Genomic DNA, 14,924 nt, shown 5'->3' on the forward strand with positions numbered 1-14,924 from the left:
TTCGCATGCTGCGCCTCGGTCGCCTTCTCACTCGGCCCGCGCAGCGCCTGCTCACGGATCCCGTGCAGCTCGGCCACCCGGCCCCGGGCATCGGTGGGCCCCGCGTCGGCGGGGATGTCCTTCAGCATCACCACGACTCCTCGTCCCTTCTCTTCGACCGGGGCGGCCGGCGGGCCACCCCCACACAGTAACAAACCGCTTGTGCGGTTTTTGGCGTGTGGGGGTGGGAGTGGCCGGTCCTCGCCCGTGAACCTGTGTGCGGGCGGGTGGTCATCGCCAGCTGTGCGGGGCGCGGAAGGCGCCGGCGGGCTGCCGGCGCCAGTACGCGCGGGTGTGCGTCGTGTCCGGTTCCCGCGCTGGGCGGCGGGTGGCGAGCAGGGAGAACAGCGTCGCGGTGACGGCGGCGAGTTCTTCGGTGCTGGCCACTCCGCGCTCGACGCGCAGGAGGGCTGCGGTGTCGTCGGCCGGTGTCATGTCGTCCCCATTCCTTCGGCGGTGCGGCTGCGATGACGGCCCGTGCCCCGCCCGTGCCCCGCCCGGGTGCGGGCGGGGCACGGGCGGGGGTCCGGGCGGGGCGGGGCCCGGGTAGGGCCCCGCCGGAGCCCCGGTACGGCCCGGGTGGGGCCTGGGGCCAGAAGCGGTCGGATCCGGCCGCTGGATGCGGCCGGCTCCGGTCTCCCGCCGATTCGACCCGGGCGGTACGGGCACGGGCGGACCGGGCGGTACGTGCGGTACGGGTCCCGGGTGGACCGGGCCGGGTGGACCGGGCCCGCGCGGTGCGGGTCGGGACCGGGCCGGGTGGACCGGGCCCGGCGGTGCGGGTGGACCGGGCCCGCGCGGTCCGGGCCAGGACCGGGCCCGGTGGTGCGGGTGGGCCAGGTCCGGGCCAGATCGGGTGGACCGGGTCCGCGCGGGCCGGGTGGTGGCTCGGGTCCGGCCGGGCCGGCGGGTGGGGCGGCCGGGTCCGGTTTCCGGCCCGGTCCGGCCCCGGAACGGCCGGAGGGCCGGGCCGGTGCGGCCGGGTCCGGCCCGGATCGGCCGGGGGCCGGGCCGGTAGGGCTCAGGCGCTGGCCGGCGGGTGCGGACGGGGCCGGCGGCGTCAGTGGCGCCGGCTCCGCCGCGCCGGGGCGCGGGCCCGTGCGGTGGGCCGGGTGGCGTCAGCCGGTCTTGCGGCGGTGGAAGGTGCGGCGGCCGGCCGGGCCGCCGGCGTGGCGGGCCTTGACGCGGCTCTCTTCCTGGGCCGCCTTGGCCAGCGCGTTGTGCTCCTTGCGCTCCAGCGCCTGCCGGAACCGGCGCTTGGCCTCCTGGGCGGCCTCGTTGCGCTCGGGTGTATCGGTCATGGATGCCTCCTGGGCTGGTCGACGGCGGCGCGAGCGGCCCGCTCCGGGGGCGGGCGGGGAGGGGGAAACGCCTCCCGCCCGGCCGGGCGGCCGGTGCGCCCAGCCCACCGCGCCCCGCTCGAGAACCGGTCGACGTCCACTCGCGACCCCGCCGGGAACCACCCCACCCGCGGCCCGGCTCGCCCCCTCACCCCCGTCCCTTCTTTCTCCGGGTGCAGCTCCGGGCGGCCCGGCTTGCGCCCGCTCCCGGCGGCGGCGCGGGAAACGCGGCCGGCCCGCCTCCGTACCGGGGCGGGATGCGCACCGGAGCGGGACGGGCAGGGCGGAACAGGGGTGGTTCGGGGGTGGTTCGGGGGTCAGGCGGCGTGGGCGGGGCGGGTGTGGGTGGCGGGAGGGTGGGTGCGGTAGCGGGGGGTGTGGCCGGGTGGGACGAGGGCGGGCAGCAGGGGCTGCCACAGGGCGTGGACGCGGTGGGCGAGTTCGGCGGGGGTCAGGCCGGTGCCGGCCAGGACGCCGATGCCGCAGACGGCGGCGGTCAGCAGGCTCTGGCCGCCTTCGCCGGCGGCGTCCTCGCGCAGGTCGCCGGCGGCGCCGGCCTGGCCGAGCAGCCGCAGGACCTCGGTGATCCATGTCTGGTGGAAGTCGGTGGCGGCGGGGTGGCGGCCGGCGCGTTCGTTGGTGATGCGCAGTCCGGCGCGTACGACGGGGTCCTGGTAGAGGGCGTCGGCGAGCCAGTGGGTGAGGTCGATCAGGGCCTGCAGGGGGGCGGCGCCGGCCTCCCACTGCTGCTGGAGGAAGTCGCACAGCAGTTGCCGGCCGCGTTCCTGGACGGCGTCGGCCAGGCCTTCCTTGGAGGCGAAGTGGAAGTACAGCGCGCCTTTGGTCATGCCGGCGGCGCCGGCGATCTGGCCGAGTGTGGCACTGGCGTAGCCGTACCGGTCGAACATCTGGGCACCCGCGAGGACCAGCCTGCGGCGGGTGCGTTCCGATCTGGCCTGCATCCCGGTTCCCCTCTCTCCACCTTCACCTGCCCGGCCCCCTTTTTTCGGCCGGCCCCTTTTTCGTGCCTCGTGACCCGGCCCCGGCACTGCCGCCGGCGGCGCCGGTGTCCGTGTCTGCCCGGGCTCTCGTGTGCTGCCTGTCCTGCCCGCGTGCCGCGGCCCGCGCCGCGCACTCCGCGCCGGCCGTGGCCGGGCCCGGTGCCGGACTGCGCGCCGGGCCTGCCGTACCGGCTGCCCGGCCGGCCGCGGGCCCTGCCGGAGTCCGGTGCCCGGCCGGTCCGGGTGCCGGGCCGCGGTCCGGGTTGTCGTCAGCCGGCCCGGCTGAGCCGCTCGCCGCTGCGGGAGACGGGCTCGAGCTGCGGTTCGGGGTGGGCCATCAGGATCGAGCGCTGCAGGCGGCGCAGGGCCGCGGAGGGTTCCAGGCCCAGTTCGCGTACGAGGGCGCCGCGCAGCCGCTGGTAGACCTCCAGTGCCTCGCTGCGGCGGCCGGAGCGGTGCAGGGCGAGCATGAACTGGCCGTGCAGGTTCTCGTGGGTGCGGTAGCGGCTGACCAGGACGGTCAGTTCGCCCAGCAGCTCGCGGTGGCGGCCCAGGCGCAGGTCGGCCTCGATGCGCTGGTCCAGCGCGCACAGCCGGGTCTCCTCCAGCCGCCGCGCGTGCATCTCCAGCAGCACCCCGGTCTGCACGCCGGCCAGCGCGGAACCGGTCCACAGCGCCAGGGCCTCCCGCAGCTGGCGGGCGGCGCCGGCGAAGTCCCCGGCGTCCATCGCCCGGTAGCCCTGCCCGGCCAGCAGCTCGAACTCGCGCACATCGCTGGTGCCGCCCGAGGTGTTCAGCAGATAGCCGCCCGGCGAGGTCACCAGCACGTCCTTGGCGCTGCGCCGCCCGTCCGCCGGCGCGTCCTGCCCGCTCCCCCGCGAGGTGCGGGGCAGTGCGGGGGGCGGCGCGGGGTGGGGGGTGCGGGGCGGGGTGTCGTGGACCAGCGCCGCCGAGATCAGCTCCCGCAGCTGCAGGACGTAGGTCTGCAGCGTGGTGCGCGCGCTGCGCGGCGGCCGCTGCCCCCACAGCTCCTCGGTGAGCTGCGCCACCGGCACCACCCGGTCGGCATGCAGCGCCAGCAGAGCCAGCACCTGGCGCGGTTTGGGCGCCGTCGGGGTCACCGAGACCCCGTTCTCCCTGACGGCCAGCTCCCCCAGCACATCGATGTCCACGCCGTCTCCCCTGTGTCGAAATCGCGCACGCCTTCACGCAGCACGCCGGCCGCAGCACACCCGGCCCGTTCGCGTGGCAGCCGGACACCACCGAGTAAAAAACAGGGCGGACGGTTTGTCAATACGAGACCGCTCATGCTGTTTCTGTCGGTGGGCGGGACGGTGTCCCCGCGCGAACGGTCCGGTGGGTTCCGGGTGAAAGTGGGGCAATGCGGGCGGCGGGATGGGGGTGGCGCCGAACTGGACGAAGGGGAAACAGGGCGGGTGGTCTGCTATTGGGGGGTGGTGTCGTGCGGGCCGGCGGGGACGACGGGCCGGCCGGGGGCGAGGCGGGGCAGCATCAGTTCCCAGAAGCCGGTGATCTTGGTGGCGGACAGCCATTCGCGGTCGGCCGCGCCCAGCACCTCGAAGCCGACGGTGGCCGCGACGACGGCGGGGGCGGCGCCGCGGGAGGACAGGCCCTCGGCCAGGTGGCCCTCCCGCTCGGCGTCGTGCAGCATCCGCTCGACCCAGCCCCGCCACACCCCGCGCAGGTCCGGGCCGCCGGTCCGCGACAGGTCCGCGCTCAGGTCGAACCCGGCCCGCACCACCACGTCGTCGGCCAGCGCCCCCATCAGCGCGTGGGTGGCGTCCACCAGCGCCTGCAGCGCGCCGCCCGGCAGTGCCGGACGCGGCGAGGTGATCCGCGCCAGCCGCTCGGCCGCCTCCAGCTCCACCGCCCGCGCCAGCGCGTTCTTGTTCTCGAAATGGAAGTGCAGCGCCCCGTTGCTGACCCCGGCCCGGGCACTGATCACGGCCAGCGAAGCGGGCGCGAACCCCTCCCGCGCGAACACTTCGGCCGCGGCACGCACCAGCGCCTGCCGCGTGCGGGCCGCACGCTCCTGCTTGACCATCGCAGCGATCCCCTCACTGACGGACGGCGGGCCGCACACACGCCCCGCCCCTGTGCCCACCCCGCACGGCGGATCACCGGGCACCGGGCGGCACACGCCATGCCCCGCTCCCCCACCGGCCGCGGGACGACACCCAAGATTAACAAACCGCTTACGCGGTTTGTAAGTGGGTGAGGGGATTCCGCCGCACCCCGTGCACCCCACCCCTCCCCCGCCGCCCCTCCCCGCCACGGGCACGGCCCCCACTCCCCCGGGTCCGGCCCCGGACCCGGGCGCAGAACGGCCCCCGGGCCCCCGGCTCCCCGCCCCACGGGGACGAGACCCGGCAGGGCGCGGCGGGGCGCGGACACCGGACCGGCGCCGGTGAGCAGCATGCGCGGGACCGGCCGGCCACAAGCCCGGGCGTACGGGGCCCGGGGGTGCGAGGCGTCCCGGGGGCGGGTCCGGGGTGCGGGCCCGGGATGTACACCCCCGGTTGCGCGGCGCCCCGGGGGTGTACTGGGCCCGGGAGGTGCGGCCCGGGGTGTACGGGGGTGCTCGGGCCCCCGTACACCCCCCGGGCCCCGGGGGTGCGCGGGCCGACGGTCACGGGAGCCGGCGGGCGGGCCCAATGGTCACCGGGCCCGGGGGTGCGGGACCCGCCGCGGGTCCGGGGGTCCGGTCCGAAGGTCCCGGGGGTGCGGGGGGCTCGGGGCCGGCTGACCGGCCGGCCGGTCAGGTCAGGGGGCGGGCGGGGCGGGGGGTCCGAGGTGGACGGGCAGGGCGCGGTAGCCGCTGATGATGAACGACTCCAGCGGCTGCAGTTCGCCGACCGGGCGGGCCAGGCGTATGCCGGGGAAGCGGGTGAAGAGCGCGGACAGGGCGATGGTGGCCTCCAGGCGGGCCAGCGGGGCGCCCAGGCAGTAGTGGACGCCGTGGCCGAAGGCGACGCTCTCGCCGCGCGGGCGCAGCAGGTCGAAGGTGTCGGCGTCCTTGCCGTGCCGGGCGGGGTCCAGGCCCGCGGCGGCGAAGGACACGATGATCACGTCGCCCTTGCGGATCAGGACGCCGTCCAGGTCGATGTCCTCGACGGCGTAGCGCAGGGGGATGTAGGCGGCGGGGTTGTGGGTGCGCAGGGTCTCGGCGATCACGTCCGGCCAGTCGGCGCGGCCCTCCCGCAGGTGCTCCAGCTGGCCGGGCAGGGAGAGCAGGGCGGCGACCGCGTTGCTGATCAGGTTGCTGGTCGTCTCCTGTCCGGCGCCGATCATGAGGTTCAGGGTCGAGATCAGTTCCTGTTCGCTCAGCCGTTCCCCGCCGTCCCGGGCGGCGATCAGCGCGGAGGTCAGGTCCGGGCCGGGCGCGGCGCGCCGGGCGGCGACCAGGGCGGCCAGCAGTTCGGTCACCCTGTCCTGGGCCCTGGCCATCTCGTCGGCCGGGACGGAGGTGCCCAGGGTGGTGTCGATCGCCGCGCACAGGGCCTGCCGGTCGGGCCCTTCGACGCCGAACAGTTCGCAGATGACCCGCATCGGCAGCAGCTTCGCGAACGCCGTCCGCAGATCCACCACCCCCTCCCCCACGCCGCCCCCGCCGCTTCGGGGGCCGGTGGGGGTCATCCCGTCGAGCAGGGCGGCCGTGATCCGCTCGATCCGCGGCGCCAGTTCACGGCTGCGGCGCGCGGTGAACGCCCCGGCCACCAGCCGCCGCAGCCGGGTGTGTTCCTCCCCGTAGGCGAACAGCATCGTGGGGGCCGACACCCAGTGGTACAGCGGCCACTGCGGCGTGATCCGCCCCTGGACGAACGCCGGCCAGTGCCGGCCGGCGTCCTTGGAGACCCGTCTGTCCGTCAACAGCCGCTTGAGCGGCTCGTGTCCCGTCACCGCCCACGCCCGGACCCCGCCCGGCAGCACCACCCGCGCCGCCGGCCCCCGCTCCCGCAGCAACGCCGCCTCCCCCGCCAGATCACGCCCCGTCACATCGAGCACATACGGGCACCCCACCCCGTCCACGCCCCGCTCCCCGTCCCTCTCCACATCCACATCCACGTCCAGGTCCATGCCGAACTCCCCTCGTTTCGTCCAGGCTTCTTCACACCGCGCCCCGTGGCACGCACCGCCACCCTGCCCACCCCCACACCCCCGCACCCCCACACCCCGCCCCGGACCCCCACACCCCGGCCCCACGAGCCCGACAGGCCGACAGGCCACCGGGCGCCGGGCGACGGGCGACAGGCACCGGGCTGACAGGCACCGGGCTGACAGGTCCACTGGGCAGCCGGGCCGACAGGCCGACAGGCGCGGGGCGCGGGCAGGGGCAGGGGCAGGGGCAGCCGAGTGCGGACAGCGGGCCGCCGGGGGCAGCCGGTTCGGGCCGGGGGGCCGACAGGCGCGCGGGCGCCGGGGCGCGGGCAGGGGCAGCCGGGTGCGGACAGCGGGCCGCCAAGGGCAGCCGGTTCGGGCCGGGGGGCCGACAGGCGCGCGGGCGCCGGGGCGCGGGCAGGGGCAGCCGGGTGCGGACAGCGGGCCGCCGGGGGCAGCCGGTTCGGGCCGGGGCAGGAGGGCGGGCGGCGCACGTGCCGGTCCACGGTGCGGCTTCCCGTCCCGCACCACGGCGCCCAACACCTCGGTCTCCTCCCCCACGCTCGTCGGCGCGTACGCGGCAGAACCCGCCCGGCAGCGCCGACCACGGCCGCGGGTCCCGGGCACACCTGCGGGGGCAGGCCGGCTCGCGAGGTACCGGCGGACGGCGCGCAGCCTGCCCACCGCGCCAGAGGCGGGCTCAACTCCCCCATCTCCAGGCCCGGTACAAGGGCACCCCGGCCCGCCGGCCCGCCACCGCCGGCGCCCCACACCGCGCACAGCCCGCCGAGGCCGGCCCGCCGACACCGCCGCACACCGGCCCACCGAAGACCCGGCGCAGCCGCCCCGGCCCGGTGGCCGGGCACGGGACATCGGGCCGCCTCTCGGCCCGCCGGACGCAGCACACCGCACCGGCACCACCCGGCAGGACAGGCCCGGGCCCCGAGAGAGCCGAGCCAGAACCCGGCCAGACGGGGACGGCCGGGGGCCGGGGGGGGTCGGGGGGTCGGGGAAACGGTGGCGCAGCCGGACAGGAGACCGGCATGCGCCACCGGGGCACGGGCCCCGCACCAGCAGGCCCGGAACCAACCCCGGACGACCCCCGGGCCGGGCCACGGCGGGCAGGCCGCGCACGGCGGAGGCGAAAAGCCGGCCACGGCCCAGGCAGCCGGAAGCCCCGGGGCCGGGCACAGCGGCTCGAGCGCGACTGCGGCGGGCGACCGCCGGGCGGCCCGGGGGCAGGCGACGGCCGGGGCCGCGAGGCCGGAAGGGGGTGGGGCGGCCGAGAGGGGGAGGCCGCGGGGCGTGCGACGGCCAGGGTCGCGGGGCCGGAAGGCCCGCGAGGCCGGGGGGTGGAGGCCTGGGGGGGTGGGAGGGTGTCCGCACGCCCGGCCGGGTCGTGGCCGACAGGGCGGGGCGAGGTGTGGTGTGGGCCGGGGCCGCCGGTGGGCGGCCGCGGCGGCCGGACGGCGCGGCGGGGTGTCAGTGGGCGGCGGGCTCGGGCGCGGCGTCGCGGCGGCGCACGGCATCCTCGTAGACGCGCACCCCGCGGCCGGGAGAGAAGTCCAGGCGTACCAGCACCCCGGGCACGGCGATCGCCGTCATCAGGAACCGGTACAGATCGGCGACCCGCTCGGTCATGTCCTGCCGGCCGGTCATGATGTTCGACAGCACCTGCACCCCGGTGAACGCGCCCACGAACGTCTTGGCCGCCCCCACCAGGTCCACGTGCGGCAGGATCTCCCCGGCCGCCTGCGCCTGCTCGAACAGAACCTGCGTCTGCTCCATCCACGCCTGCATCGGCACCCGCCGGTCCAGCCCGTCACGCAGCGCACCCTGCTCCACCGTCAGCCGCACACTGCCCCGCACGATCGGGTCCCCGGTGTCCCGGCGCAGCAGATGCGCCAGCAGCAGCGCCCGGTCCACCGCCGTCTGCAGCATCAACTCGCCCTCCGGCAGGTCCGGCAGCGCATGCACCTGCTCCGCCAGCACCCCCTGCGCCAGCTCCTCCTTGGAGGCGAAATGGAAATACAGCGCCCCCTTCGTCAGACCCGACCGCTTCAGGATCTCGGAAATGGTCGCCGCCTCGTAACCGACCTCGTCGAACACCTCGGCCGCCGCCATCAAAATCGCCCGCCGCGTCCTCACGGCCCGCTCCTGCCGCGCCATCACCACCACCTCCGACATCCCCGCACCAACGAAAAGAAACCGGCGGGTTCGTATCTTAGCAGCCCAGCGTCCCACGGACAGCCCGCGACCACACCTCGAGCCCGTCACCGTGCACCGGCCCGTAAACACCAGGTAACCAAACCACCATGCCGGTTTCGCTTCCAGGACCCAAAGGTCCCTTTCAAGCGGAATGATCGCGTCCGACCAGCAACGGAACCCGGCATATGCCGTCACCACGGCTGCCTGCTGTGACGCACGTCACCCCGAAACCCGCTCAACGCCTTGAAAACAAAACCGGTGGGTACGTATCTTTGGGGCCCTGCGCTTCCCTAGACCACCGGACGACCCCTATCCCACGGGAGAGGCCATGACCCTGCTGACCCAGCCCATCCACCCCCCCACCCCGGCCACCGGGCAGGACACCCCCACCGCACACCCCGCCACCACCGACGCCGCCCCGGCCACCACCGCCCCCCGCACGACCACGGACACGGGCACAGGCACGGGCACAGGCACGAACGCGGGCACGAATGCAGGTGCGGGCGCGAACGCGGGCACGGGGACGGCAGCCGGCACCACGGGCACGGTCACCCTCACGGCCACAGGCACCACCACCACGGCCACCGCCACCGCCACCGCCATCAGCACCGTCACGGCCACGAACGCGGGCACAGGCACAGGCGCGGGCGCGGGCGCGACCACCGTCACGGCCACGAAGGCGGGCACGGGCGCCGGAGCCGGGACGGCGAGCGGGACAGGGGCAGGAAGAGAGACCGGGGCGGGGAGAGAGACCGGGGCAGGGATAGGGATGGGGCTGGGGGGCAGAACGGCGCCGATATCGCCCGTCACCGCCCCCGCCCCCACCACCCGCTTCCCCCCGCCGCCGGCCGCCGCCACGCGCCGCACGCCCGCCCGCCCCGACAGCGGCGACGACGGCACCGAGGAAGCCACCACCGACGCCGTCACCCGCGAACTGCGCCACCTGCTGTTCGACGGCGACGAACAGGACACCATCCACACCCCCTGGCGCACCCTGATCACCCACGACGCGTTCCTCACCCACGACGACGACCTCACCCCCACCCAGCGCACCGCCCGCTCCTACCAGCGCCTGCGCCTGCTCAACGCCACCGCCGCCGGCGACCCCCTCGCCCTCGCCCGCGACCCCCGCCGCCTCGCCGCCCTCCACGAATGGACCGGCATCGCCGACAGCGCCCTGGGCACCCTCGCCGGCATCCACTACAACCTCTTCCTCGGCACCCTCCTCGACCACGACCACCCCGAACACCGCGACCTCACCCCCTACACCACCCTGCAGCACACCGGCACCTTCCTCGTCACCGAACTCGCCCACGGCAACGACGCCGCCCACCTCAAAACCACCGCCCACCACCACCCCGACACCGGCGAGTTCACCCTCCACACCCCCACCCCCGGCGCCGCCAAATTCATGCCCAACACCACCACCACCGGAGGCCCCAAAACCGCCCTCGTCGCCGCCCGCCTCATCACCCACGACGGCACCGACCGCGGCATCCACCTCTTCCTCACCCCCCTCCACGACGAAAACGGCCCCCACCCCGGCATCCACATCACCCCCCTCCCACCCCGCCACCTCCCCCACCCCGTCGACCACGCCATCACCACCTTCACCCACGTCCGGCTCCCCCCCACCGCCCTCCTCCAAGCCCCCCACACCCGCCTCGAGGCGGACGGCACCCACCACACCACCCACGGCAACCCCCAAAAACGCTTCCTCACCACCATCGACCGCGTCACCCTCGGCAAACTCTGCATGAGCGCCGCCGCCACCGGCACCGCCCGCGCCGCCCTCACCATCGCCGTCCACTACGCCAACCACCGCCACACCACCCACCACAACACCCCCACCCCCCTCACCACCCACCGCGCCCACCACGCCCCCCTCATCGACCACCTCGCCACCACCTACGCCCTCACCCTCCTGCACCGCCACACCCTCGCCCACCACACCCACCACCACCACGGAACCCCCCCACCCCCCACCCCCACCCACCCCCGCTACCCCACCGACCCACCCCCCACCAAAGAACAGACCCACCACCTCACCGCCCTCACCAAAGCCTTCACCACCCACCACGCCCGCACCATCACCACCACCTGCCGCGAACGCTGCGGCGCCTGGGCCCTCCACCCCCACAACCCCCTCGCCCACTACACCCAACACCTCGAAGGCACCATCACCGCCGAAGGCGACAACCTCCCCATCACCCTCAAAGCCGCCACCCACCTCCTCCTCAACCCCCCACCCCCACCCCCCACCACCCCCACACCCCCCAACCCCCTCACCAACCTCACCCACCTCAAAAACCTCCTCCACCACGCCCAACACATCTGGCACACCCGCACCAAACAAGCCCTCCACACCCCCACCACCCCCCACACCCCCCACACCCGCTGGAACAACGCCACCCAACCCGCCCTCACCATGACCCACCTCCACACCACCCTCCACACCACCAACGCCCTCCTCACCACCCTCAACCACACCACCCACCCCACCACCCACACCCACCTCAAAAACCTCACCAACCTCTACCTCCTCAACCAACTCACCCCCCACACCGCCGACCTCATCACCCACCACCACCTCACCCCCCACCACCACAACCACATCCACACCACCATCAACCACCTCCACCACACCCTCCACCCCCACCTCACCACCCTCACCAACGCCCTCAACCACCCCCACCAACACACCCCCACCCCACCCCCACACCACTAACCACCACCACACACCACCAGCAGCAGCAGGCACAGCGACACCCCAGCACCCCAGCCCCCCGGCCGAGCCGGGCAGGGCAGGCCCGCCGGGCCGGCAGAGCGGGCAGAGCCAGGCCCGGCAGGGCCAGCAGGGCAGAGCCCGGCCGCACGGCAGGGCCCGGTCGGGCAGGGCAGGGCCCGGCAGAGCCGGGCGGGCAGGGCCAGGCAGGCCCGGCAGGGCAGGGCCAGGCCCGGCAGGGCAGGGCCGGGCCGGGCAGAGCCAGGCCGGGCAGAGCCAGGCCGGGCAGAGCCAGGCCGCAGACCAACCAACAAACCAACGAAGTGGCAAGCGCCTCAAGCGCATCCACACCGACGGTGAGGCTCCGAAGGGAGCTGGAGCGGAGAGACGAAGACGGCGCCGCACAGGCAAGGCCGGGCAGACCCGGGCAGCGCCGGCACAGGCAGGCAGAGCCGGGCAGGGCCGGACAGCGCAAAGCCACACCGACGGCCACGCCACCATCGCCAACACGACGTCGTGGACCACGTCCTGCCCCCGACGGATGGTGCGTCGAGGATTGCCGGACACCGGCAATGCGGCGGGCGCTGACGCCCACGCATGCTGATGTCTGCCGATACAGCAAGGCCAACGACGGGGGTGCAGTGGAAGGAAACACGACCCGCGCCGTGGCGCGTGAGCGGATGAGAGCGGTCCTGGCGTTGACCGTCCTTCTACTGCCTCTCGCCAGCTACGGGTTGGCACGGATGGGAGCCGTACCCGAAGGCACCCCGATCGCGGTCGGCCTGCTGTCTGTGACCGCCGGCTTCGTCCTCCTACCCGCACTGTGAGCGGTGCACCCGAACCCCCGCTACATCCTCCTGCTTCCACCGGACGGAGCAGAAGGCGCGCCCTGTCGGGCGATGCCACGTGGCGCAGGAGCTGTTGCACTCGATAGATGGACCATGATCGCACCGACTCCGCAGACGAGTTTCCGATGCCCCGGCTCGAACTGATCACCTTCGGCCACAGCACCGCGGACCGGGGAACACTGGCGCAACTGCTCCGGGAAGCAGGGGTCACCGCCGTCGTGGACGTCCGGACCGCTCCCGGCAGCCGCCGTGACCCGGACCTGTCACGGGAGCGGCTGACCGGGTGGATGCCCGAAGAGGGCATCGACTACCGATGGGAACCGCGGCTGGGGGGCTTCCGCAGACCACCTCCCGACTCGCCCGACACAGTCTGGCGCAACGCCCACTTCCGCGGCTACGCCGCTCATACCCGCAGCCCGGAGTTCGTCACGGCCATGGACGCCCTCCTGAGCCAGGCGGAACGGACACGCACCGCGGTGATGTGCAGCGAAGCGGTGTGGTGGCGATGCCACCGGCGCCTGATCGCCGACTTCGCCGTCATGACCCGCGGCGTGCTCGTGCACCACCTCATGCACGATGGACGCCTCACCGTGCACAGCCCCACTCCGGGCGTACGTCTTCGCGGTGACGGCCTCCTCGTGTACGACAACGCCGGCACGCCGTCATGACAGCCCCTCATGCGCTCGTCCTTGGGACTCGGCATGCCATCACGGTTGCTCGCGCGTGCCGACTCCCTGGTACCAGGTGCCACGTCGGCGCCCTGATAATCGACCGCTTGTCGGGCAGGGTGGTCCGAGAGGACCGGACCTGGCCGGGATGCAGCCGAGCGGAGCCGAGGGCGGAGACGAATGGGCAGTGCGAAGCGTGTCCCGCAGACACGGGACATGACCGGCGACGAACTCTCCGGCGACGAGGCGTGGGCGGCGCTGAGACAGTACGGCGGGCGCGAACTGCTCGTCGACGCCTTCGTCCGCTTCCGGTACGCCGACGGCTTCAGCCACTCACGCGCCGTCGCCTTCCAAGTGGCCCTAGCAGTCGTGCCGTTGACGATCGCCTTGGTCGGCCTGGCGGCGACCCTCCATACGGAGAGCGTCGGCCGTGCCGTCGAACTCGTGCTCACCCGGATCGCGCCCGGCGCGAGCTCGCGACTGATCGAGGACGCTCTGGCCGAGGGGCGGCGAAGCGCCGGAGCGAACACCGCGGGCGCGGTGGCGATGTGGCTGGGGCTCGGGTTCGCCGTCGTCAGCCTGGTGTCGGCGATGGCGCAGGTGGAGCGTGGCGCGAACCGTATCTACGGCGTGGAGCGGGACCGGCCCTTCACCGCCAAGTACGGCAGGAGCCTGTTCCTGTCGGTCGCGGCTGGTGTGCCCATGGCGTTCGGCTTCCTCGTGCTGGTCGCCGGTGACACCATCGCCCGGGCCGCGGTGGACGCGTTCGGCGGCGGCACCCTGCCGGGGTGGTGGCACTGGCTGCAGATTCCGCTCGGGGTCACCATGGCGTGGGTGGCATCGGCCGTGATCTTCCGCTGGTCACCCCGCCGTGTCCAACCCGGCTATACTTGGCTGGCGTTCGGCTCCGCCGTCCATCTGGCCCTGTGGGTCGCCGCGACCTGGCTGCTGGCCCTCTACGTCGAACGCAGCGGCTCGTTCGGCGCCGTGTACGGGCCGCTCACGGCGTTCATGGCACTGCTCCTGTGGGCGAATCTCACCGGTGTCGCCCTGTTCCTCGGTCTCGCGTTCGCCGCCCAGCTCGAGGCGGCGCGCGCCGGCAGCGCCGATCCCGTGCACGACGACCTCGCATGAGGCACCGTCTCCGTCCCGGCGCACGCCTACGACTACCGCCGCCAGGTCAACGTCTCCGACGACGGTGGTCTGCCGACCTGCATGAGACACGCCCAAGCCGTACCGGATTTCTGCCGCGCCTGTTCCCCCGGCCCACTTGGAGCTAGCGTCGGATCTCATGATCGTATGGCTCAACGGCACCCATGGCGCAGGCAAGACGACGACCAGTGCGCTCGTGCAGCAGTTGATCCCGGATTCACGGGTGTTCGACGCCGAGAAGGTCGGCGAGACACTCATGGACATCACACCGGGGCTGCCCTGGACGGGCAACTTCCAGCACTGGCCGCCGTGGCGGCCGCTCGTGGTCGAGACCGCCCGCCGTGTACTCGACTACACCGGCGGCACTCTGGTGATGCCCATGACTGTCCTGGTCGAGGAGTACTGGCGGGAGATCAGCGCGGGCCTCGCCGAACATGCCATTTCGGTACGGCACTTCGTGCTCCACGCTGACCAGGACACCCTTCGCAGGCGCATCGAGGGGGACACTCTTCTTGGCCCGTCCCCATTCCGCCTCCAATACCTCGAGCCCTACGCCGAAGCGGCCCGCACGTGGCTGCACGCCGAGGCCGAGGTCATCGACACCACCCACCTCACGCCCGACCAGGCCGCCCTGCGGATCGCAGAGGCCGTCAAGCGTTGAGAAAGTACGACTCGCCCGTGGGCCGGCGGGCGGCTCGCTCCCCTGGGGGGCGTTTCGGTCGGCGTCAGTGATGATCCGCCCTTACCTGGAGCCGATTGCTGCTGCCCCCGGGCCGGTGTGTGCAGGCCTTGGGGCCTGCGGACACAGCTGCGGGCTATACGGC

At 74.2% G+C, this 14,924-nt stretch carries 11 protein-coding genes; 4 read left to right on the forward strand and 7 right to left on the reverse strand.

All coding sequences use genetic code 11. The features are described from left to right. Positions 1-270 precede the first annotated feature (270 nt). The 7 genes from AB0K36_RS19440 to AB0K36_RS19470 all read right to left on the reverse strand — a co-directional run bounded on the left by AB0K36_RS19440 (position 271) and on the right by AB0K36_RS19470 (position 8,668). Positions 271-474: an acyl-CoA carboxylase subunit epsilon gene (locus AB0K36_RS19440; RefSeq protein WP_364595681.1), complete on the reverse strand. Its 204-nt coding sequence runs from the start codon at positions 472-474 to the stop codon at positions 271-273. Between the two features lie 683 nt (positions 475-1,157). Then, the gene (locus AB0K36_RS19445; RefSeq protein ID WP_189472315.1) at positions 1,158-1,340 is read right to left on the reverse strand and encodes a DUF5302 domain-containing protein; all 183 of its coding nucleotides are present in this window, start codon (positions 1,338-1,340) and stop codon (positions 1,158-1,160) included. Positions 1,341-1,696: 356 nt separating this feature from the next. Beyond that, complete coding sequence (locus AB0K36_RS19450) at positions 1,697-2,341, reverse strand: ScbR family autoregulator-binding transcription factor (RefSeq protein WP_364595685.1); 645 nt, start codon at positions 2,339-2,341, stop codon at positions 1,697-1,699. Positions 2,342-2,649: 308 nt separating this feature from the next. Continuing rightward, entirely contained in the window at positions 2,650-3,552 is a 903-nt protein-coding gene (locus AB0K36_RS19455) for an AfsR/SARP family transcriptional regulator (RefSeq protein ID WP_364595688.1), read from the reverse strand. Positions 3,553-3,824: 272 nt separating this feature from the next. After that, entirely contained in the window at positions 3,825-4,445 is a 621-nt protein-coding gene (locus AB0K36_RS19460; protein WP_364595691.1) for a ScbR family autoregulator-binding transcription factor, read from the reverse strand. A gap of 719 nt (positions 4,446-5,164) precedes the next feature. After that, positions 5,165-6,478: a cytochrome P450 family protein gene (locus tag AB0K36_RS19465; RefSeq protein ID WP_364595693.1), complete on the reverse strand. Its 1,314-nt coding sequence runs from the start codon at positions 6,476-6,478 to the stop codon at positions 5,165-5,167. 1,503 nt (positions 6,479-7,981) lie between these two features. Beyond that, on the reverse strand, positions 7,982-8,668 hold the full coding sequence (locus tag AB0K36_RS19470) for a ScbR family autoregulator-binding transcription factor (RefSeq protein WP_189472352.1): 687 nt from the start codon (positions 8,666-8,668) through the stop codon (positions 7,982-7,984). 367 nt (positions 8,669-9,035) lie between these two features. Here AB0K36_RS19470 and AB0K36_RS19475 point away from each other — a divergent pair, with 367 nt between their 5' ends. From AB0K36_RS19475 to AB0K36_RS19490, 4 genes are all read left to right on the forward strand, one after another. Next, positions 9,036-11,435 (forward strand): acyl-CoA dehydrogenase family protein, encoded by a 2,400-nt coding sequence (locus AB0K36_RS19475; RefSeq protein ID WP_364595697.1) that lies wholly within the window; start codon positions 9,036-9,038, stop codon positions 11,433-11,435. 931 nt (positions 11,436-12,366) lie between these two features. Then, positions 12,367-12,948 (forward strand): DUF488 domain-containing protein, encoded by a 582-nt coding sequence (locus AB0K36_RS19480; RefSeq protein WP_364595700.1) that lies wholly within the window; start codon positions 12,367-12,369, stop codon positions 12,946-12,948. A gap of 180 nt (positions 12,949-13,128) precedes the next feature. Continuing rightward, the gene (locus tag AB0K36_RS19485) at positions 13,129-14,082 is read left to right on the forward strand and encodes a YihY/virulence factor BrkB family protein (protein ID WP_364595703.1); all 954 of its coding nucleotides are present in this window, start codon (positions 13,129-13,131) and stop codon (positions 14,080-14,082) included. A 157-nt stretch (positions 14,083-14,239) separates the two neighbouring features. Then, complete coding sequence (locus AB0K36_RS19490; protein WP_364595706.1) at positions 14,240-14,761, forward strand: P-loop nucleotide/nucleoside kinase family protein; 522 nt, start codon at positions 14,240-14,242, stop codon at positions 14,759-14,761. Positions 14,762-14,924: the final 163 nt, after the last annotated feature.

This window comes from Streptomyces kurssanovii, assembly GCF_040677245.1.
Classification (GTDB): domain Bacteria; phylum Actinomycetota; class Actinomycetes; order Streptomycetales; family Streptomycetaceae; genus Streptomyces; species Streptomyces kurssanovii.